This window comes from Sphingomonas sp. SRS2 (assembly GCF_000971055.1).
Lineage (GTDB): Bacteria > Pseudomonadota > Alphaproteobacteria > Sphingomonadales > Sphingomonadaceae > Rhizorhabdus.
Genome location: NZ_LARW01000060.1, coordinates 1 through 19,980, shown reverse-complemented (window position 1 = coordinate 19,980; position 19,980 = coordinate 1). Strand labels below are relative to the sequence as shown.

The following is a 19,980-nucleotide window of genomic DNA, read 5'->3' as shown; positions in this document are numbered from 1 at the left end:
GCCCGGCCCGGTCGGCATCGCGCCGCCGCCGCCGATCACCGAGGTCCGAATCGTGCCCGGGCCGCAGGAGCGTTTCTTTGCTGCCGACGCAGTGTTGCAACTCATACGGCAAGGGTTCGTGGCGAGTGCGTCGTTCGACCGAATGGGGCGCGCGATCGAAGGCTCATCCTTTCTGCCGCTGTCGCTCGACATGCCGAGCGAACCGGCGTTGCGTGGGGCGCTCCAGATCGATGGTGCAGGCCGGATGACGTTGCTGCTCGCCGATCATCAGACGACCGGCGGCTACCCGAAGATCGCAACGGTGATAGGATATGATGTCGACCGGTTGGCACAGCTCGCGCCCGGGGCAGCGGTGCGCTTTCGTGCGCTTACCCAGCTCGAAGCGATCGCCGCCGTCCGCGCCGCCTCGGCCGAAGAGGAGGCGATGCTGCACCGGATCGCCCATCGCCTTACGCTGGAGGAGCGCTTGTCGTCGGCAAATCTGATCAGCGGCGTGGTAAACGCGGAGGGCGAAGGAAGCTGATCGTCGGCCAAACCGCGACGCGGACCAGGCAGGGCCGCGATCCTCCGGGTCGACCTCGACGTCGCGCAGGGCCGAGGGGAGATGTCTTGAAATGGGAGGAATGGTGGAGCCGAGGGGGATCGAACCCCTGACCTCTGCAATGCCATTGCAGCGCTCTCCCAGCTGAGCTACGGCCCCGTGCCATTTCGAAGCGCGCCGGTTGGGGCCGGCGGCGGAGCGCGCCCTTTATGTCAGCTAGGGCAGGCCCGCAAGAGGCCTTTTAGCATGAGAGGCGGCTTTTTGGCGAGAAGGCGCCGGAACCCGCTTTCGCAAGGCCCCGGCGCAGCTTCTTAATTTTCGTCTTCGTCGTCGGTCGTGTTGAGACCGATATCGTCGTCGCCGCCCAGATCGACATCGTCGTCGGGATTGGCCTCGGCCTCCTCGTCGATGTCCAGATCGTCGTCGGCCAGATCGTTATCGACGACCTCGGCTTCGACTTCCTTCTTGGGCGCGTCGAACGGCAGCGGCTGCTTCGACTTCAGGACGGGATCGGGCTCCCACGCCGCGCCGCATTCGATGCAGGTGACGGGGTTGTCCTTTTCGAGATCGTAAAAGCGGGTGCCGCATTTCGGGCAGGTCCGCTTGGTGCCCCATTCAGGTTTCACCACGGTACAGCAACTCCAGTCGAAAAATGAGGAAACCGCGTACCCACCCGAGTCAGCGGACACGCGAAACGCCGCGCGCCTTGCCATAGCGGAACGCCGCTGTCAAAAGCCGCGCCTTATGCATGCCACCCTTCCCAAGCCCGCAAGCTTTTCGGCGCCCGGCCCGCTCAGGGGGCAGGCCGCCGTTCCAGGCGACAAGTCGATCTCGCACCGCGCGCTGATGCTGTCGGCGCTCGCGGTCGGCGAAAGCCGGGTCGAAGGGCTGCTGACCGGAGAGGATGTGCTCGCGACCGCCGACGCCATGCGGGCGATGGGCGCGCAAATCGAGCGCGGCGACGATGATATCTGGCGGATTCACGGCGTCGGCGTCGGCGGGCTGCTCCAGCCCGAGGTCGCGCTCGACATGGGCAATTCGGGAACCTCGACCCGGCTGCTGATGGGCCTGGTCGCCAGCCATGCGATCACCGCCACCTTCACCGGAGACGCCTCGCTGTCGAAGCGTCCGATGAACCGGGTGATCGAGCCGCTGGCGCTGATGGGTGCGGATATCACGGCGAGCCCGGGCGGCCGCCTGCCGCTGATGCTGCGCGGCCTCAGTCCCGCGGTGCCGATCGAGTACCGCCTGCCTGTCGCCTCGGCGCAGGTGAAGTCGGCGGTGCTGCTCGCCGGCTTGAACACGCCGGGCGTCACCCGCGTGATCGAGCCGATCGCCACCCGCGACCATAGCGAGCGGATGCTTCGGGGTTTTGGCGCGGAGCTGTCGGTCGAGCAGGATGCCGACGGTGCGCGCATAATCTCGATCCGGGGCGAGGCCGAGCTTCGCCCGCAGCATATCGTCGTGCCGGGCGATCCGTCCTCGGCGGCCTTTCCGGTGGTCGCGGCGCTGCTGGTGCCGGGTTCGGAGGTCACCGTCACCAATGTCGGGCTCAATCCTACCCGTGCGGCGCTGTTCGACGTGCTGAGGATGATGGGCGGGGATATCAGCTTCACCAACCAGCGCGAGGTGGGCGGTGAACCGGTCGCCGACATCGTTGTGCGCCATTCGGCGCTGAAGGGCATCGAAACCCCGGTCGAAACGGTCGCGGCGATGGTCGACGAATATCCGATCCTGTTCGTCGCGGCGGCGCTGGCCGAAGGCCGCACTGTCGCGCGCGGGCTCGAAGAATTGCGCGTCAAGGAATCGGACCGGATCGCGGTGATGGCCGAAGGGCTGCGCGCGATCGGCGCGCAGGTCGAGGAGCTGGAGGACGGGCTGATCATCGACGGCACCGGCGGCGATCCCTTGCCGGGCGGCGCTATGATCGCCGCGCGGCTCGATCACCGCATCGCGATGAGCTTCGCGGTCGCCGGGCTGGTGGCGAAGGCGCCGGTGACGATCGATGACATGAGCCCGGTTGCGACCAGCTTCCCGACCTTCACCGCGCTGATGACCAGCCTCGGGGCGGAGGTCGCATGATCATCGCGGTCGACGGACCCGCCGCGTCGGGCAGGGGCACGATCGCCGGGGCGCTCGCCCGCCATTACGGGCTGCCGCATCTCGACACCGGGCTGCTCTATCGCGCGGTCGGGATCGAGGTGGTGCGCGCCGGTGGCGATCCGTCGGATGCGCAGGATGCGCTGCACGCCTGTAATTTCGACTCGGCGCTGCTGGCCGAGCCCGCATTGAAGACCGAGGCTGCGGGCAAGGCCGCATCGCTCGTGTCGGTCCACCCGCAGGTGCGTGAGGCGCTGCTCGGACGGCAGCGCAGCTTTGCTGGCCAGGCCGGAGGCGCGGTGCTCGACGGGCGCGATATCGGCACGGTGATCGCGCCGGACGCCGACGCGAAGCTGTTCGTTACCGCCAGCCCGAAGGTCCGGGCCGAGCGCCGCTTCCGCGAGCTCGACTCGATGGGGGCACCGGTTGGCTTCGACGATGTCATGGCCGATATCCTGGCGCGCGATGAGCGCGACATGGGACGGTCCGCGGCGCCGTTGCGGCAGGCCGACGATGCCGACTTGCTCGATACGAGCGATCTGAGTATAGACGCGGCCGTCCAGCGGGCGGTTTCGCTCGTGGAAGGCCGTACGGCAGACCGCTAAAAAGAGGTCGCCCAAGCAGGCGTGACAGGGGGTCGGCAGCAATGCCGATCACTTGGCGCGCCTTTCTGCTTTGATCGGTCCGCCACGAACTAGTCGCACAACGGATGCTGTGTGGACATGAGGTCCATATGGCGGTTCTGGCCCAAAGACCTCCGGAGACAACCGGATGGCCGGAAGACTAACACAGGAACTCTAACCCTATGGCCACTACGGCAAACCCGACCCGCGACGATTTCGCGGCTCTCCTCAACCAGACTCTCGGCGGCGAAAACGAAGGCTTCGAAGGCCGCGTCGTCAAGGGCACCGTCACCGCGATCGAAAACGACATGGCCGTCATCGACGTCGGTCTGAAGTCGGAAGGCCGCGTGGCGCTCCGCGAGTTCGCAGCCCCCGGCCAGAAGGCCGACCTGAAGGTCGGTGATGAAGTCGAGGTCTATGTCGACCGCGTCGAGAACGTCCATGGCGAAGCAATGCTCAGCCGCGACCGCGCCCGCCGCGAAGCCGCCTGGGACAAGCTCGAAACCGAATTCTCCACCACCAGCCGCGTCGAGGGCGTGATCTTCGGCCGCGTCAAGGGCGGCTTCACGGTCGATCTCAACGGCGCCGTGGCCTTCCTGCCCGGTTCGCAGGTCGACATCCGCCCCGTGCGCGACGTCACCCCGCTGATGGACATCCCGCAGCCCTTCCAGATCCTGAAGATGGATCGCCGTCGCGGCAACATCGTCGTGTCGCGCCGCGCCGTCCTGGAAGAGACCCGCGCCGAACAGCGTTCGGGCCTGATCCAGTCGCTCGCCGAAGGCCAGGTGATCGAGGGTGTCGTCAAGAACATCACCGATTACGGCGCGTTCGTCGACCTGGGCGGCATCGACGGCCTGCTCCACGTCACCGATCTCAGCTACAAGCGCGTTGGCCATCCGAACGAGATGATCAACATCGGCGACGTCGTGAAGGTGCAGATCATCCGCATCAACAAGGACACGCAGCGCATCTCGCTCGGCATGAAGCAGCTCGAGAATGATCCGTGGGAAGGCGCCGCCGCCAAATATCCGATCGGTGGCAAGTTCACCGGCCGCGTCACGAACATCACCGAATATGGCGCGTTCGTGGAACTGGAAGCGGGCATCGAAGGCCTCGTCCACGTGTCCGAGATGTCCTGGACCAAGAAGAACGTCCATCCGGGCAAGATCGTCTCGACCAGCCAGGAAGTCGAAGTCGTCATCCTCGAGGTCGACGCCGACAAGCGCCGCATCTCGCTGGGCCTCAAGCAGGCGATCAACAACCCGTGGGAAAGCTTCTCCAAAGCGCATCCGGTGGGCTCGACCGTTGAGGGCGAAGTCAAGAACGCGACCGAGTTCGGCCTGTTCATCGGCCTCGACAACGATGTCGACGGTATGGTTCACATGTCCGACATCGCCTGGGGCGTCTCCGGTGAGGAAGCTCTGGCGCTTCACCACAAGGGCGAAACCGTCAAGGCGATCGTGCTCGACATCGATCCCGAGAAGGAACGCATCTCGCTCGGCATCAAGCAGCTTGAGCGTGCCGGCGCCTCGACCGCGCCCGTCAGCGACGGCTCGAAGCTCAACAAGAACGCGATCGTCACGGTCACCGTCATGGCGGTCACCGATGGTGGCCTCGAAGTCCAGACCGGCGACGACGGCGCGATCGGCTTCATCAAGCGTGGCGACCTTGGCCGCGACCGCGATGAGCAGCGTCCGGAGCGTTTCCAGGTCGGCCAGAAGTTCGACGCGATGGTAAGCGGTTTCGACCGTTCCAAGAAGCCGACCTTCTCGATCAAGGCGATGCAGATCGCCGAAGAGAAGCAGGCTGTCGCGCAGTACGGCTCGTCGGACTCGGGTGCGTCGCTCGGCGACATCCTGGGCGAGGCCCTGAAGAAGCGCGACGGCAACTAAGCCTTAGCCGCTACGACAAGACAGGGGTGCGGGGGAAAACCTCCGCGCCCTTTTCTTTTGCCTGTTTCCGCATGACGGCGGGGGGATGATTGGGTAATTCTCCCGACATGGTCCAGATCCGCCTTGCCCATGTCGAGGAAGCGTCCGCGCTCGCGGCGCTTAAGCTCGACACCTTCCGCCAGACCTTTCTCGATGAAGGCTTCGGCATTCCCTATCCGCCCGCCGATCTTGCGGCGTTCGAGGCCGATTCCTATTCGGCCGCGGCGATTGCCGCCGAACTCGCCGATCCGGAACGGCGAAGCTGGGTGGCCGAGGACTGGGACGGGCGGCTGCTCGGCTATGCCCAGGTCGGCCCGTGCAAGCTGCCGCACCCCGAGGCGGGGCCGGCGCAGGGCGAACTCTACCAGCTCTACATACTGCGCGAGGCGCAGGGACAGAAGCTCGGCAAGCAGCTGCTCGACGTCACGCTCGATTATCTCGCCGAAGCCCGGCCGGGGCCGGTCTGGCTCGGTGTCTGGTCGGGCAACGACAAGGCGCAGGCGGTCTATGCCGCGCGGGGATTTGAGAGGGTCGGCGACTACCGCTTCAAGGTCGGCAGCTGGTATGATGAGGAGCATATCTACCGGAAAAGGTGATATCGGCGTTCCGGCGGAGGTCGGAACGGCCGATCATCGGCACCTGCTGCGGTCGAGGACGGTAGCGCCGCCGGCGTTCGCCGCGGCGACGGCCTGGATCTACTCCGCCGCCTGCGCGGTTCCGGCGATATGCTTGTTCAGGTCGATGATCATCGAGGCCTGGACGAGCCGCGCGATCGATCCCTGCACCAGCATCTCGATGCCCTCGTCGCTGGCGAAGCCGCCATAAACCAGGCAGCGTGCCTGGAGCACCCGCGAGAAGGCGTCCCAGATCTTGGGATCGGGCGGGGTCGGATTGCTCCAGAAGGCGTCGAGCGGGCCATCGAAGGTGATGCCGGGAATGTTGTAGACGGCCTGGCCGAGCGTGATCACCGGAACGCCCGATGCGAGCGCCAGCGTGCCGGTGGTGCTGTTGACCGTGACGACGCCCAGCGAGCCTTCGACGATGTCGCCGATATGGCCGCCCTTGGCGAAGACCACCCGCTCCTCGACGTCGAGGCGGCGCGCTTCGCGGCGGATGAAGCGCTTCCAGCTGAACAGGCTGCTGTCGAGCGGATGCTCCTTGACCAGCAGCAGCGTATCCGACGGAGCCGAGCGCGCGAAGCTCTCGATCACATAGGAGGCGCCGGCCTGCATCGTGCCGAACAGCGAATGGACACGAATCTGATGGTCCGACGACAGCTGGAGCGGCAGGGTGAAGTAGCGCTTGCCCTCGAGCTTCGCGAGCGCGGCTTCGGCCTGGTCCTCATGATGACTGCGCAGCGCGAACTGCTTGAGCCAGCCGAGCGCCTCGGCCGCGGCCGAACGGTCGCGGTGCGACTTATAGTGTGGGAAGCGCCATTTGCCGAGCGAGGTGCGGGCATAATAGCTGGTCGCTTCATGCGCGCGGCGGCGGAAACGCGACGGCACCGTCGGCAGTTCGGCGAGCGGGGGCAGGGTGCGCGCGGCGTTGAGATACCATTTCGGATCGCGCGGCAGGGTCGAATGTCCGTTGACGCCGTCGAGTTCGAGCGTCGCCCAATTGGGCCGGATATAGCCTTCCTCGAAGACATGGACGCGCACGCCGCGCAGCCGCGCCATGCCGCGCGCGGCGTTGTGCAGCGGACGGCAGTCGCCGAACAGGATCACGTCGGTGATCGCGTGCTGAACGAGATAATCGTCGACGAAGCTGGGCCAGCGCTCTGCAGTGCCGAGATAATCGACCGCGGCGCCAGACCAGGACGCGGCGTCGCCGGCGTTCAGATTGATGCGATGGACGGCATGACCGAGCTCATGAAGCGCGCCACCCAGCCGATCGAAAAAGGGTCCGGGCGGGCCCTGCAGGAACAGGAAACGCTGCTTGGCTATGTCGTGCAATCTCACGGCTTGCCTCATGCGCCAACCAGCCCGCGCCGCAAACGTCCCTGCAACCGCCGAAAGCGGGTCAGCAGGGTTTCTTGCGGGACAGGTTGGGCTGCCAGTCTCTCGACCAGAATCTCGGGAGGACAGGGCAATTTTGTAACCGGATCAAGGTAATGGGGATACAATATCAAGGTTGCCGCCACGAGCTGCGCCTTTGTAACGTTGCGGCCCCTGCGGCGTTCAATGGGCGGTGCCAGGTCGCGCGTCAACCCCCAGCCCGCGTAGAAGGGCTGGCCATGAGTCACGACTTCGCAGCCCCGCATCAGGGCCTCAAACCCGGCGAGCGAGGTCAGGACGTGGACGGCGTCGACACTGTCGAGCAGCGAGGCCATCGGCACGTCGCGGACGATCTGATCGACATATCCCATCGCATGCGCATCGGCGATCCGGCCGCGGCGGTGGCCGGCGTCGACATCGGGATGCGGCTTAAAGATCAGATAGGCGTCGGGCTCGGCTGCCCGCGCGCGACGAATGAGGTCGAGATTGCCGTCGACCCCGGCACCGCCGAGCTGCACCGACAGGTCGTCCTCGACCTGGCCGGTCACCAGAACGAGACGGCGTCCCTGCACGGGCCGGTCGAACGGCCGCCCGCCACTGGCATATTTGCTGATCCCGGCATCAACGACATCACGCATCAGGCGTTCGGCGCGGGCGATCAGCACCGGATTTTCGATCGGCGTGGCGATCAGATTTTCGAGATCGGAAGGGCGGTTGGGATCGAGGTGCAAACCGGTGCGATCGAGGATGATCGAATGCGGCGGATGGCAATCGCTGCCAAGGCCCGCCGAGCGCAGGAAGCCATCCTCGACCGGATGGATGGTGACGCCATGCGCGGCCGCCTCGGCATCAAGCCCGCGCGGCGCCTTTGACGGCCAGACCGCGATCGCGCCCTGTGTCGCGCGGGCGGTGCGCACCGCGTCCTCCGCCGACCTGGCGAAGTGCAGCGGCTCGCCCGGCCACAGCATCGCCTCGACCTCGCGCCGCTTCCAGCGGGCGATGCCTGCGCCGACGGTCAGGCCGCGATTGCGGTCGATCGCCTGACGCCAGAAACCAAGCTGTTCGATTGCGGCTTCGACCGGCACCGGCCGGCCCGAATAGGGGTCGCGATAGTCAGCGGCGTCGATCAGCCAGGTCGTGACCGCGCGTTCGATCGAACCCGGCCGGCCGTCGCGGGCGATGTCGGCAAAGCGTCCCGCGCCTGACCAATCGACCTCGCGCCCGGCCATCCAGGCGATCAGGCCGCATTCGTCGTCGCCTGTGCTTACGAAAGGACCGTTGTCGCCCGGGCCGTGCCAGGGATCGGCCTTGCCGTTCTTCCAGAAGCTGCCGCCGATCCGTTCGGCGACGATCTGACCGATGATCAGGTGGGCGCGTTCGATCTCGGGCGCGCTGAGCGTCGCGCGGACCGAAGTCAGGGCCTTGGGCTGGCTGACCGCCGCAGTGGCGGCTGGCGTGCCGGGAAAGGGGGGCGACCGGAGGATCGGCTCGAAGACCATTTATCTTTTCGCCCAGGCACGCACTGGCTTACACATCGCGGGAAAATACGCTCCCCCCGCTGTCGATCAAGCGGATAAGCCCGATCGAAGCCGTTTCGCCAACGGTTCGTCTTTGTTTCGGCAGCGGTGGTCGCCCGATGGCAGAAATGAGGCGTCAGGCCGGCGTGTTTCAGCATCCATCGCGCCGTGCGGGGCGTTGCCCTGCGATGGCGTGGATGCCGAAACAGGTTCAGCATGACGAGGTGAGAAGTAGCGCCGCGCCGCTTAGAACGGCACGTCGTCGTCGAGGTCGCCCGCATCGAACGGATCGGACTTGCGACCTGCCGGTGCGCTGGCGCCGCCACGGGCGCCACCACCGCTGCTGCTGCTTCCGCCGCTGAAGCCTGCGCCGCTGCCATAGCCGCCGTCATCATCTCCCCAGCCGCCGCCGGAGCTTGCGCCCGCGCCGCCGCCGCCGCCACCCGCGCGGTCACCGCCGCCGGGTCCGTCGAGCATCACCAGCACGGCGTTGAAGCCCTGCAGGACGATTTCGGTCGAATATTTCTCGACCCCGGCGTTGTCGGTCCATTTGCGGGTCTGGAGCTGACCTTCGATATAGACCTTGCTGCCCTTGCGCAGATAGCGCTCGGCCACATTGGCCAGTCCTTCGCTGAAGATCGCGACCGAATGCCATTCGGTCTTGTCGCGGCGCTCGCCGGTGTTGCGATCCTTCCACTGTTCGGAGGTGGCGATGCGCAGGTTCACCACCTTGCCGCCATTCTGGAAACTGCGCGATTCGGGATCACGGCCCAGGTTACCGACCAGGATCACCTTGTTCACGCTGCCTGCCACGACGTCTTTCTCCTACAAACCTAGAGCGATTGCTGCCCAGTATGTAGCGCCTGCGGCGACGTATGCCAGTACGAACAGATAGGCGAGCATGAAGCTCGTCCATTTCCACCCGTTGGTCTCGCGGCGCACCACCGCGATGGTCGAGATGCACTGCGGCGCAAAGACGAACCAGGCGAGGAAGGCGAGCGTGGTCGGCAGCGACCAGCGGCCCTGGAGCCGGTCGATCAGCGAGCGTTCCTGGACCGCTTCGTCCTCCGCGTCGATCGCATAGACGGTGGCGAGCGCGGACACGGCGACCTCGCGCGCCGCCATTGCCGGGATTAGCGCCAGCGCCATGTCGCGGTTGAAGCCGATCGGACGGAATACCGGCTCGATCGCATTGGCGACGCGGCCCGCGATCGAATAGTCGATCGACGGCAGGCCATAGCCGGCGGGTGGCTTCGGATAGGAGACGAGCAGCCACAGGATCACCGTCGTGAAGGCAATGATCGTGCCGGCGCGCTTCAGGAAGATCACCGCGCGCTGCCACAGGCCGATCGCGACGTCGCGCAGGATCGGCATCTGATATTTCGGCATTTCCATCATGAACCCGGGGGGCGGCCCCTGCGTCACCGTCCGCCGCAGCACATAGGCGACCGCCATCGCCCCCGCGACGCCCGCCAGATAGAGGCAGAAGAGGACGAGACCCTGGAGGCCGATCCCTGGCCCCACGTCGCGCGCCGGAATGAATGCGCCGATTACCACCGCATAAACGGGCAGACGTGCCGAGCAGGTCATGAGAGGCGCGATGAGGATCGTCGTCAGCCGGTCCTTGGGATCGTCGATGGTGCGCGTCGCCATGATCCCGGGGATCGCGCAGGCGAAGGACGACAGCAGCGGGATGAAGGCGCGCCCGGATAGCCCGACCCGTGCCATCAGGTGATCCATGATGAACGCGGCACGGACCATATAGCCCGATGCCTCCAGCAGGAGGATGAACAGGAACAGGATCAGTATCTGCGGCAGGAACACCACCACCGCACCGACGCCGGCAAGCAGCCCTTCGATGATCAGCGAACGCAGAAAGCCGTCGGGCATCGCGCCCGCCGCCAGCCCTTGCAATTCGCCGATTCCGGCGTCGATCAGGTCGGTCGGCGCCGCCGACCAGGCGAACACCGCCTGGAACATCACGAACAGGATCGTCGCGAGCAGGACGGGTCCGATCAGTGGGTGGAGCGCGATCGCATCGGCGCGATGGGTCCAGCGGCGTTTGAAATTTTCTTCAGTCGTCGCCGCGACGGCGATCGACCGCGCGCGGCGTTGCAATTCGACCATGTCCTGATGCAGCGCCGGGTCCTCGCCCGACACCCGGACCGCGCCGCCGGTCGCCAGCATGCCGATCGCGGCCTTGAGCTCGTCGATGCCCTTGCGACGCACCGCGACGGTCGGGATCACCGGCACCCCGAGTTCGGCGGCGAGTTTGGCCGCGTCGATCTTCAACCCGTCCCGCTCGGCCATGTCGACCATGTTGAGCGCCACCACGGTAGGCAGCCCCAGCGCGATAAGCTGAAGCGCGAAGCGGAGGTGATTGTCGAGATTGGTCGCATCCACCACGATCAGCAGCGCGGAAGGCAGCCGCTCGCCCGCCTGTTTGCCGAGCAGGACGTCATGGGTCACGGCCTCGTCGGGGCTCGACGGTTGCAGGCTGTAGGTGCCGGGCAGGTCGAGCATCTCGACCGGGCGGCCGTCAGCCAGCGCCATACGCCCCGATTTCCGCTCGACGGTGACGCCCGGATAGTTGCCGACCTTCTGGCGGGCGCCGGTCAGGGCGTTGAACAATGCGCTCTTGCCGGCATTGGGATTGCCGACCAGCGCGACCAGAGGCGAAGGGTTCATCGGTTGTGACAGATCATTTGGTCTGGGACGGCCCCACCGCGATGGCCGCGGCCTGCGCGGTCCGCAACGCGACGGTCATCCGGCCGATCCGGCAGGCGATCGGATCGATTCCGAACGGCCCTTTGTACAGCTTCTCGACCGCCACGCCTTCGTCGACACCAAGTTCGCGCAGGCGGCGTGCATCCTTTTCGCTGAGGATCGCCCAGTCGATGCCGATGATGTCGCCCCGGGTCTTCAGCGGGAGCTTGTCGAGCGTGGTGGTGGCTTCAGCCTTCATGCTGCGAGTGATTATCAATAACGGTAACGAAATGCCAGTCAAATCATGGAGATCATTGCGGCAGTCCGACGGTTGTCCAGCTGCCGCTACGTCACTTAGCCCTGTATCCGGTAGCGCAGCCGCCCGAGAAAGCGGGCGGGGCTGAAATGATGGTCGGGATCGGGCCTGAGTCGCACCTTGAGCTTCTCGACCTTCATCACGTCATCGATCCGCCGATCGAGGAAGGCGCGGGTGTCCGCGAAGCCTTCGCTGTCATCGTCCATCCAGGCCATCAGGGTAGCCGCATAGACCGACCCCAGGGTCGCGCGCTTGGTGTACCAGGCGATGTCGACGCTCTCGTCTCCGGCCGCGCGCCACATGGCGTCGGCGGCGCGCCAGCACAACCGGGTGGCGCGCGGCATATTGGCGGGGCGGGCGAGGATCGCCAGCGCGCGCCGCAGCGCATCGGGATGAGCGGCGGCCTCGTCGAGCCGGGCGAGCACCGCGCCGCGAATCCGGTCGCGAATCTTCCAACCGGTGACGCCGGCGGCGCCGAGCCTAGCGGCCATGTTCGTATCGATCGCGGCGAACCAGGCGTCGATCATCTCGATCGCGCCGCCCGGAAAGCACAGAACGGCACGGTCCGCGGGCACGCCCAGTTCGGCGGCGGCGCCCGCCAGCGCGATTTCGGTCCAGCCATCGAACACCGCATGGGCAGCGATGCGTCCGGCCAGTTCGGCGCGCAGTTCGTCGAGGGTCATGTCGTCGGCGGTGGTCATGTCGCTGTATCTACGCGCACCGGCGTCGGTGCGCCAGACTTGCTCATGCGCACCAGCACGAGCGCGGCGCAGATCGCGAGCCCACCAAGGATGTCGACGAGGCCAAGCCGCTCGCCATAACGCAAGCTGCCGATCAGCGCGGCGATGAAGGGCTGCATCAGCAGCCCGAGGCCGATCAGCATCGGCGGGAGATGGCCGATCGCATAGACCATCAGGCCCTGGCCGATCACCTGACTGCCGATGGCGAGAAGGAGCAGCGGCGTCCAGCCGTCTGGCCAGAACGCCCCGCCATCGGCGAGCGCGAAAAGCAGCAGCGGCGCCGTCCCGGCGAGCGTGGAGATCAGCAGTACCGGCATCGGTTGAAGCATGCCGCGCGCGCGGCCCATCGCGATCAGATAGCCAGTGTAAAAGACGCCCGCGAGGATACAGAACAGATCACCCTTCAGATAGCGGCTGTCGACATCATAGGATCGTCCCAGCAGCAGAAGCGTCCCGATTGCCGCGAGCAGCAGCGCAGCGGTCTGTGGCCGGTCGGGCCATGTCCGGCTGCTGATCAACGCAAAAGCAGCGAGCAGGAAGGTCGCGAAATTGCCGAACAGTGTCGCGTTTGCGAGCTTGGTATGATGAATGCCGATATGCCAAGCGCCCAAGTCGGCCGCAAAGCACAGCCCGCCTATGGCGATGGTGGCCATCATCGCGCCCGACAAGCGCGGAACCGGCTGGCGCGCGACGCGCGTGAGCAGGAACAGGAACGGCACCGCCAAAGCGAGCCGCCAAAACGCCGAAGATAGTGGCGATACATCGGCGACGCGGACCATCCATGGGCCGAAGGCGAGCGCGATATTGGCCACGATCATCGCCGCGAAGGCGCGCAGATTTACAGCCCCGCTATCTTGCGGCTTAGCAAATCTTGTTTCACCTTCCTGCTGCATATTGCGTCCGCCAGTCCTACCTCTGGCCAAACGAAGCAAGTCCGAAAGGCTTTTCATGCCGACTCTTTTCGACCCGATCACCCTCGGCGCGATCGATGCGCCCAATCGCATCATCATGGCACCGCTCACCCGCGCCCGCGCGAGCCGTGCAGCGGTGCCGACCCCGGTGATGGCCGAATATTATGCACAACGCGCCTCGGCAGGCCTGATTATCACAGAAGCGACAGGGATCAGTCGCACAGGCTTGGGCTGGCCCGATGCACCGGGCATCTGGAACGACGAACAGGTGGTCGCGTGGCGCCGCGTCACCGATGCGGTCCATGCCGCAGGAGGGCGGATCGTCTCGCAGATCTGGCATATGGGACGGCTCGTCCATCCATCGATAGGCGGAGAGCAGCCGATATCGTCCTCGCCGATCGCTGCGCCCAACCTTGCGCATACCTATGAGGGCAAGCAGCCTTATGTGGTGCCACGACCGCTCGGCAGCGACGAAATTCCGGCGTTGCTGGCCGACTTCGCCCATGCGGCGCGAAATGCTATCGCGGCCGGCTTCGACGGCGTGCAGATACACGCGGCCAATGGCTATCTGATCGATCAGTTCCTGCGTGACAGCGTGAACAAGCGCGACGACGCCTATGGCGGCTCCATCGAAAACCGCCTCCGTCTGCTCGGCGAAGTGACTCATGCGGTGGCGGATGTGGTGGGCCCTGGCCGGACGAGCGTGCGCCTGTCCCCCAATGGCGAGGCGCAGGGCGTCGACGACAGCAATCCCGAGCCGTTGTTCACGGCGGCATCCCGCCTTCTGGCGGATATCGGCATCGGCTTCCTGGAAGTGCGCGAGCCGCAGGGCAAGAGCAGCTTCCGCGCGGCGAGCCACCCGCCGATCGCACCCGCGATGCGCAAGGCGTTCAATGGCAATTTCATCCTGAATTCGGACTATGACCGTGCTGGAGGCGAGGCGGCGCTCGACCTTGGCCTGGCCGATGCGATCAGCTTCGGCCGGCCGTTTATCGCCAACCCCGATCTGCCCCGTCGCTTCGCAGAGGGGCTGCCATTAGCGTCGGGCGATGTCGCGAGTTTCTACAGCGGCGGGCCGGAAGGCTATGTCGACTATCCGGCGGCGGCCTGAATCACGATTGTCCGACGCCGCTCATCCTCAGCAGGGGCTGACACGCCCATGACTGCTGAGGATGAGCGGCGCGAAGATAATCAGCCTGCCATCATCTAAGATCTTCGAAAATCAGGCGCCGAACTGCTCGCGCAGTTCCATCATGCGGATGGCGGCCTTGGCTGCCTCGCCGCCCTTGTCCTTGTCGCTGCGCTTGGCGCGGGCGAGCGCCTGGGCTTCGTTTTCGACGGTCAGGATGCCGTTGCCGATCGCAAGGCTGTCCATCGACAGCGCCATCAGGCCACGCGCGCTTTCGTTCGAAACCACCTCGAAATGATAGGTCTCGCCACGGATGATCACGCCCAAGGCGACGAAGCCGTCATAGCGGCCGCTTTCCGCCGCCATAGCGATCGCGCCGGGCACTTCGAGCGCGCCGGGAACGGTGACCGTCTCGTGGCGGTGGCCCGCCTCCTCGATCGCGCTACGCGCGCCGTCGAGCAGCATGTCGTTGAGATGGTCGTAGAAGCGGGCTTCGACGATGAGCAGCTTGGCCATGATCAGGCGTTCTCTTCCTCTAGCGGGATGGGCCGTTCGCCTACGATCGAAAGGCCATAGCCGTCCAGCGCGATCAGCGTGTGATGCGAATTGGTGAGCAGCACCATGTCGTGCACGCCGAGTTCGGTGAGGATCTGCGCACCGGCGCCATAGTCGCGCAGTTCGTCCATAGCCGCCTCATCCTTGCGTTCGCGTGCCTGGAGCGAGCGGCTCATCCACCCCGACACCGGGCGGTTGAGCGTGACGATGACCCCCGAACCCTCCTCGGCGATAATCTCCATCGAGCGCTGGATCAGGTTCGCGCGGGGCGCGATCTCGCCATAGACGTCGGTGAAGGAGGACAGCAGGTGCATGCGGACCAGCGTCGGCGTGTCGGGATCGATATGCCCCTTCACCAGTGCGGTGTTCTCGGTGTCGGTCGCCTTGTTGTAGAAGGTCATCATCTTCCACTCGCCGCCCCAGCGGCTGGTGAAGCGCGCTTCGGCCCGCTTCTCGACGAGATGGTCGTGCTTGCGGCGATAGGCGATCAGGTCGCGGATCGTGCCGATCTTCAGCTTGTGGGTACGGGCGAACTCGACCAGCGTGTCCATCCGCGCCATCGTGCCGTCGTCGTTCATGATCTCGCAGATCACCCCGGACGGGTTGAGGCCCGCGAGACGCGAGACGTCGACCGCCGCCTCGGTATGCCCGGCGCGGATCAGAACGCCGCCCGGTTTGGCGATCAACGGAAAGACATGGCCGGGTGTCACGATATGATCCGGCCCCTTCGACGTATCGATGGCCACCGCGACGGTGCGGGCGCGGTCGGCGGCGGAGATGCCGGTGGTGACGCCGTCGCGCGCCTCGATCGAGACGGTGAAGGCGGTCTCGTGACGGGTGCCGTTGTTGCGGCTCATCAAGGGTAGCCCGAGCTGGTCGACCCGCTCCTTGGTGAGCGACAGGCAGATCAGGCCGCGACCATGTTTGGCCATGAAGTTGATCGCGTCGGGTGTGGCCATCTGCGCGGGGATGATGAGGTCTCCCTCATTCTCCCGGTCCTCGTCGTCGACCAGGATGAACATGCGGCCGTTGCGCGCTTCGTCGATGATCTCCTCGATCGGCGACAGGCCCGAATAAGACAGGTAGCGCTCGAGCTTCTTCAGCGTATCGGCGGTGGGGTTCCAGTCGTCCTCGTCCAGCGAACGAAGCGAGTTGGGGTGAAGTCCGGCGGCGCGGGCCAGGCCGGATCGGGAGATGCTGCGCTCGGCGACGGCGTCGCGGATGCGGCTGACAAGATCTATGCTCATGACTTCTGGCTATCACAGCCAAAAACAAGTCTCAAACAGAATTCACATTGAAATGTGAACTACTTTGAGGTGAGCGCGCGAAGTTGCTCCATTCGGCCGAGATAGCGCGCCAGGACGTCGATCTCCAGATTGACACTGTCACCGGTCGCGAGGCTGCCAAGCGTCGTCACCGCGCTGGTGTGCGGAATGATGTTGAGGCCGAAGAGCGTGCTGCCGTCGGGCTGGTCGGTAACGCTGTTGACCGTCAGCGATATACCGTCGACCGCGATCGATCCCTTGGCGGCAAGATAAGGCGCGAGCGCGGCGGCGGCGTGGATCTCGAAGCGGTGCGAATCGCCCTCCTCGGCGATCGAGGCGACCGTGCCGACGCCGTCGACATGACCGGTGACGATATGGCCGCCCAGTTCATCGCCGACCTTGAGCGAGCGTTCGAGATTGAGCTTGCCGCCGACCTGCCACCGGCCCGGCGCGGTCCGTGACACGCTTTCGGCGCTGATATCGACCGCGAACCAGTCCGGCCCCAGTTCGACCACGGTCATGCACGCGCCCGAACAGGCGATCGACGCGCCGATGTCGATCGAGCCCGTGTCATAGCCGCAGGCGATCCGCACATGGAGGTCGCCGCGTTCCTCGACTGCGGCGATGGTGCCGATATCGGTGATGATTCCCGTGAACATTACGCGCGGTCGTAGACAGAGAGCCGGTCGATGCCAAGCTTTCGCGTGTCGGCCAGCCGCCAACGGCCATGCGTGGAGGCGAGATCGGTCAGACCGATATCGTCGATCGCCGAACGCCCCGCACCGACGATAATCGGCGCGGTATAGAGCAACAGCCGGTCGACGAGGTCGGCCGACAGGAAGGCGGCGGCGGCGCTCGCTCCACCCTCCACGAAAAGATGGTCGACGCCGTCGAGCGCGGAGATGTCGTTCGGAGAGTGCAGCGCGGTCCAGCCTTCGGGCGCTGCGCCATGGCCGAGCACCGCGCGGCGCGGGCTACGGCCCTCCAGCCCTGGCAGGCGGACGTCGAGGCGAGGCGCATCGGCCTCCAGCGTGCCGCGCCCGACCAGAATCATTTCATGGCGTGCGCGTTCGAGATGAGCATGCGCGCGTGCGGCGGGGCCGGTGATCCAGCGGCTTGCGCCGTCGGGCAGCGCGATCCGCCCGTCGAGCGAGGCGGCGAGCTTGAGTGTGACATGCGGCCGGCCGCTGGCGTGGCGCGTCAGGAAGCCCGCCATCGATGCGCGGGCGGCATCGGCATCGACGCCCTGCGTCACCGGGATGCCGGCGGCTTCGAGAGCGGCGATCCCCTTGCCGTCGGTGCGCGGATCCGGATCGCGGCAGGCGATCACCACGCGGGCCGGCCTCGCCGCGACGATCAGGGCGGCGCAGGCCGGGCCGCGCGCCGAGACGTGCGCGCAGGGTTCGAGCGTCACATAGAGCGTCGCCCCCGCGACATTGCCGGCGGCTTCGATCGCGCGGCACTCGGCATGGGGGCGGCCTCCCGGCTGGGTCCAGCCTCGTCCGATCAGCCGGCCGTCACGGACGATCACGCAGCCGACCGGGGGATTGGGAGCGGTCCGGCCGCGTCCTCGCCCCGCCAGCGCGATCGCCGACGCCATCCAGCGCCGGTCGTCTGGCGTCGGCTTACTCAATGCCGAGCTTGTCCGCGAGCCGCTGATATTCCAGCCGTCTCGCTTCGCGCCGGGCGTCGAGGATCTTCTGGTCGGCGATATTCTGCTTCTCGATCTCGGCGTCGGTCCGGTCGGGGGAGAAGCTGGTGATATAGGTGATCGTCTCGCGCGGCTTGTCACGCTTCGAATCGACGTAGAAGCCGGTGACGATCAGCATTGGCATCATGATCGACAGCAACGCGATCAGGATCTTGTGCCGGTTCTGCTGACGCCATAACGCCTTGAAGTCGGACCAGGCCGCGCGCGGGCCGGACGGTCGGGGGAAAATCGCCATCCGCGCTAGATAAGGTGCGAAAGCCCGCCGCGCCAGTCCGGCAAGCGGGGCGTTCGCTGCGAAGACCGTTTCGGCCCGATCAAGCCTGATCCGCTCATCCTGGACAGCCACCGATCATGTCGAAATGCCGTATCGAAGGAGGTCCTTCGATACGGGTCTTCGCCAAGCTCAGCCCCGCCCCAGGATGAGCGGACAGTGCCCGGCTGCTCAGCTCTGGATCTTGAACCGCACCGTCATGGTCCGCCAGCTTTCGGTGGCGACGCCGTCGCGCGTGCCGGGCCGGAACTTCCAGAAGCGTAGCGCCTGCTTCCGCGTCACCTCGAAGAAGCCGGGATGGGTGGCGCTGACCATTTCGACCGTCTTCACCCGTCCGTCGCTGCCGATAAGGATGCGCACCGTCGCGGTGCCCTCAATATCGGCGCGGATCAGCTCGGGCGGATAATCAGGTTGGAAGCGCGCCATCGCGGCGGGATCGATCACCGGCGCGATATAGACCGGCTCGCTGCGCACCGGATCGAGAGTGGGCAGGAGCGTCGGCTCAAGCTGCGCAGGCTGGGCGATGATCACCGGGGTCGGGTCGACCGTCCTGATCAGCGGATCGACGACAGTGGGCCGCGCGGTCGGCTCGGCCCGGGGGATGGGCGGCAGCTTTTCGGGCGGCGGCGGCGTCTTTTCCTCGATGCTGTCGACGATCGTATTGATATAATCGATGCGCTGGAACGTCTCTGGCGGGGCGAGGGCGAGCGCGGTCAGGGCCGCGGCATGTCCTGCTATGACCAGGCCCAGGCCGGTCTTGTTGGGTTTGCGGGTGTCGAGAAAACCTCCATGCATGGCGACCTCCTTCTCCGAAGTGCGGCCGCGCTTGCCGGCGGCTCGCGTCAGGCGATGATACACTATTGCGGCCGCGCCGCTGCATGGATTTCCGCCAAAATGGCGTGAAATCAGGTGGTGGATTTCACCATGTAATTTGGTGAGCGATGCCAATGATTAGCGCACAATTCCAGGCGAGGCGCTGGTTAGAGGCCAAAATCGCCGAATTTCCGCGGCATCGAGCAATTGGCACAGCTCCTGCAATCCTGCTGGCATCGGCCAGGAAGGTGGCCGGCGACAGGGAGCCAGACGATGTTCGACACCAACTCCAGCATGAGCGATGCCAGGCGCTTCCTGCTCGCGGTCGGCGGCGGACTGTTGTTCAGCCTGGCCTGCCTGGCCGCAGCCCTCGGCCCCGTAAACGCGAGCTGCTTCTGCAAGACCACGATGGTCTCGCTCGACCGGCCAACGCTTCTCTAGTCTCGATCTTTTCCACGAAGGGAATTGCCATGTCAGTCCGCAGCAACAGCTTTCGCCTCAACAAGAGTGACGGCAAGATCATGGGCGTCTGCGCCGGTCTTGCCGACTATACCGGCATCGACCTGATGCTGGTCCGGGTGCTCACCGTCCTGCTCACGCTGTGCGGCGTGGGGTCGACGTTCATCCTTTATCTTCTGGTCGGCCTGATCGCCCCGTCGAACCGCTACTGAAAGTCTGCCAAGTCTCGTCACTCCAGCGAAGGCTGGAGTCTCGGGAGGGTGAGACGCACTAGGGGTTGTGGGGATTCATCGCGAGTTGATGACGGCTGCGGCGAGGTAGATCATTGCGGAGAAGCTTAGATCGGTTTTGCAGGCGCGCATGGCGATGCGCTTGAACTCTTTGAGTTTGCAGAAGAA

22 protein-coding genes, 1 tRNA gene and 1 pseudogene are annotated in these 19,980 nt (G+C 65.6%); 8 read left to right on the top strand and 16 right to left on the bottom strand.

The genetic code is table 11. The annotated features are described in order from the left end of the window. A partial coding sequence (locus tag WP12_RS05465; protein ID WP_046192751.1) for a hypothetical protein occupies window positions 1-523 on the top strand: 523 nt, incomplete at its 5' end. 101 nt (window positions 524-624) lie between these two features. Here WP12_RS05465 and WP12_RS05460 read toward each other — a convergent pair. Together WP12_RS05460 and WP12_RS05455 are read right to left on the bottom strand one after the other, a co-directional pair. Next, window positions 625-700 (bottom strand) — tRNA-Ala (locus WP12_RS05460). 152 nt (window positions 701-852) lie between these two features. Continuing rightward, window positions 853-1,170: a TIGR02300 family protein gene (locus WP12_RS05455; RefSeq protein WP_046192750.1), complete on the bottom strand. Its 318-nt coding sequence runs from the start codon at window positions 1,168-1,170 to the stop codon at window positions 853-855. Between the two features lie 115 nt (window positions 1,171-1,285). Here WP12_RS05455 and aroA point away from each other — a divergent pair, with 115 nt between their 5' ends. The 4 genes from aroA (at window position 1,286) to WP12_RS05435 (ending at window position 5,791) form a co-directional block, all read left to right on the top strand. After that, on the top strand, window positions 1,286-2,623 hold the full coding sequence (gene aroA / locus WP12_RS05450; protein WP_046192749.1) for a 3-phosphoshikimate 1-carboxyvinyltransferase: 1,338 nt from the start codon (window positions 1,286-1,288) through the stop codon (window positions 2,621-2,623). Beyond that, window positions 2,620-3,246, top strand: a complete 627-nt coding sequence (locus tag WP12_RS05445; protein WP_046192748.1) for a (d)CMP kinase — start codon at window positions 2,620-2,622, stop codon at window positions 3,244-3,246. The genes aroA and WP12_RS05445 overlap by 4 nt, the downstream gene beginning before the upstream one ends. 200 nt (window positions 3,247-3,446) lie before the next feature. Then, window positions 3,447-5,156, top strand: a complete 1,710-nt coding sequence (gene rpsA / locus WP12_RS05440) for a 30S ribosomal protein S1 (protein ID WP_046192747.1) — start codon at window positions 3,447-3,449, stop codon at window positions 5,154-5,156. A gap of 89 nt (window positions 5,157-5,245) precedes the next feature. After that, entirely contained in the window at window positions 5,246-5,791 is a 546-nt protein-coding gene (locus tag WP12_RS05435) for a GNAT family N-acetyltransferase (protein WP_235398982.1), read from the top strand. A gap of 99 nt (window positions 5,792-5,890) precedes the next feature. On the opposite strand, the gene WP12_RS05430 is transcribed toward WP12_RS05435, so the two are convergent. The 7 genes from WP12_RS05430 to WP12_RS05400 all read right to left on the bottom strand — a co-directional run bounded on the left by WP12_RS05430 (window position 5,891) and on the right by WP12_RS05400 (window position 13,361). After that, the gene (locus tag WP12_RS05430; protein WP_046192754.1) at window positions 5,891-7,153 is read right to left on the bottom strand and encodes a capsule biosynthesis protein; all 1,263 of its coding nucleotides are present in this window, start codon (window positions 7,151-7,153) and stop codon (window positions 5,891-5,893) included. Window positions 7,154-7,161: 8 nt separating this feature from the next. Next, complete coding sequence (locus WP12_RS05425; protein WP_046192745.1) at window positions 7,162-8,688, bottom strand: capsular polysaccharide export protein, LipB/KpsS family; 1,527 nt, start codon at window positions 8,686-8,688, stop codon at window positions 7,162-7,164. A 264-nt stretch (window positions 8,689-8,952) separates the two neighbouring features. Continuing rightward, window positions 8,953-9,519 carry a single-stranded DNA-binding protein gene (gene ssb, locus WP12_RS05420; RefSeq protein WP_046192744.1) on the bottom strand — a complete coding sequence of 189 codons (567 nt, stop codon included), beginning with the start codon at window positions 9,517-9,519 and terminating at the stop codon, window positions 8,953-8,955. 12 nt (window positions 9,520-9,531) lie between these two features. Next, window positions 9,532-11,394: a ferrous iron transporter B gene (feoB, locus tag WP12_RS05415; RefSeq protein ID WP_046192743.1), complete on the bottom strand. Its 1,863-nt coding sequence runs from the start codon at window positions 11,392-11,394 to the stop codon at window positions 9,532-9,534. 13 nt (window positions 11,395-11,407) lie between these two features. Continuing rightward, on the bottom strand, window positions 11,408-11,671 hold the full coding sequence (locus WP12_RS05410; RefSeq protein ID WP_046192742.1) for a FeoA family protein: 264 nt from the start codon (window positions 11,669-11,671) through the stop codon (window positions 11,408-11,410). A gap of 95 nt (window positions 11,672-11,766) precedes the next feature. Then, window positions 11,767-12,429 carry a COQ9 family protein gene (locus WP12_RS05405; RefSeq protein WP_046192741.1) on the bottom strand — a complete coding sequence of 221 codons (663 nt, stop codon included), beginning with the start codon at window positions 12,427-12,429 and terminating at the stop codon, window positions 11,767-11,769. Then, window positions 12,426-13,361: a DMT family transporter gene (locus WP12_RS05400; protein WP_046192740.1), complete on the bottom strand. Its 936-nt coding sequence runs from the start codon at window positions 13,359-13,361 to the stop codon at window positions 12,426-12,428. The genes WP12_RS05405 and WP12_RS05400 overlap by 4 nt, the downstream gene beginning before the upstream one ends. 55 nt (window positions 13,362-13,416) lie before the next feature. Between WP12_RS05400 and WP12_RS05395 the strand changes: the two genes are divergently transcribed. Beyond that, window positions 13,417-14,490, top strand: coding sequence for an alkene reductase (locus tag WP12_RS05395; RefSeq protein ID WP_046192739.1), 1,074 nt, complete (start codon window positions 13,417-13,419; stop codon window positions 14,488-14,490). A 111-nt stretch (window positions 14,491-14,601) separates the two neighbouring features. Here WP12_RS05395 and ribH read toward each other — a convergent pair whose 3' ends face one another. The 6 genes from ribH to WP12_RS05365 all read right to left on the bottom strand — a co-directional run bounded on the left by ribH (window position 14,602) and on the right by WP12_RS05365 (window position 19,105). Further along, entirely contained in the window at window positions 14,602-15,024 is a 423-nt protein-coding gene (gene ribH / locus WP12_RS05390) for a 6,7-dimethyl-8-ribityllumazine synthase (RefSeq protein WP_046192738.1), read from the bottom strand. Between the two features lie 2 nt (window positions 15,025-15,026). Beyond that, complete coding sequence (gene ribB / locus WP12_RS05385) at window positions 15,027-16,310, bottom strand: 3,4-dihydroxy-2-butanone-4-phosphate synthase (RefSeq protein WP_046192737.1); 1,284 nt, start codon at window positions 16,308-16,310, stop codon at window positions 15,027-15,029. A gap of 59 nt (window positions 16,311-16,369) precedes the next feature. Next, window positions 16,370-16,987: a riboflavin synthase gene (locus tag WP12_RS05380; RefSeq protein WP_046192736.1), complete on the bottom strand. Its 618-nt coding sequence runs from the start codon at window positions 16,985-16,987 to the stop codon at window positions 16,370-16,372. Then, entirely contained in the window at window positions 16,987-17,961 is a 975-nt protein-coding gene (gene ribD, locus WP12_RS05375; protein WP_327196191.1) for a bifunctional diaminohydroxyphosphoribosylaminopyrimidine deaminase/5-amino-6-(5-phosphoribosylamino)uracil reductase RibD, read from the bottom strand. Before ribD ends, WP12_RS05380 begins: the two co-directional genes overlap by 1 nt. After that, window positions 17,954-18,385: a hypothetical protein gene (locus WP12_RS05370; protein ID WP_235398979.1), complete on the bottom strand. Its 432-nt coding sequence runs from the start codon at window positions 18,383-18,385 to the stop codon at window positions 17,954-17,956. Before WP12_RS05370 ends, ribD begins: the two co-directional genes overlap by 8 nt. A gap of 96 nt (window positions 18,386-18,481) precedes the next feature. Continuing rightward, entirely contained in the window at window positions 18,482-19,105 is a 624-nt protein-coding gene (locus WP12_RS05365) for an energy transducer TonB (protein WP_046192752.1), read from the bottom strand. 291 nt (window positions 19,106-19,396) lie between these two features. Between WP12_RS05365 and WP12_RS25215 the strand changes: the two genes are divergently transcribed. Both WP12_RS25215 and WP12_RS05360 read left to right on the top strand, forming a co-directional pair. Then, window positions 19,397-19,564, top strand: a complete 168-nt coding sequence (locus WP12_RS25215; RefSeq protein ID WP_160299160.1) for a hypothetical protein — start codon at window positions 19,397-19,399, stop codon at window positions 19,562-19,564. Between the two features lie 29 nt (window positions 19,565-19,593). Further along, a complete protein-coding gene (locus WP12_RS05360) occupies window positions 19,594-19,794 on the top strand; it encodes a PspC domain-containing protein (RefSeq protein ID WP_046192734.1) in 201 nt (66 codons plus the stop codon). A gap of 75 nt (window positions 19,795-19,869) precedes the next feature. Here the strand turns inward: WP12_RS05360 and WP12_RS25730 are convergent. Continuing rightward, a pseudogene (locus WP12_RS25730) lies at window positions 19,870-19,980 on the bottom strand (IS5/IS1182 family transposase); the annotation flags it as partial.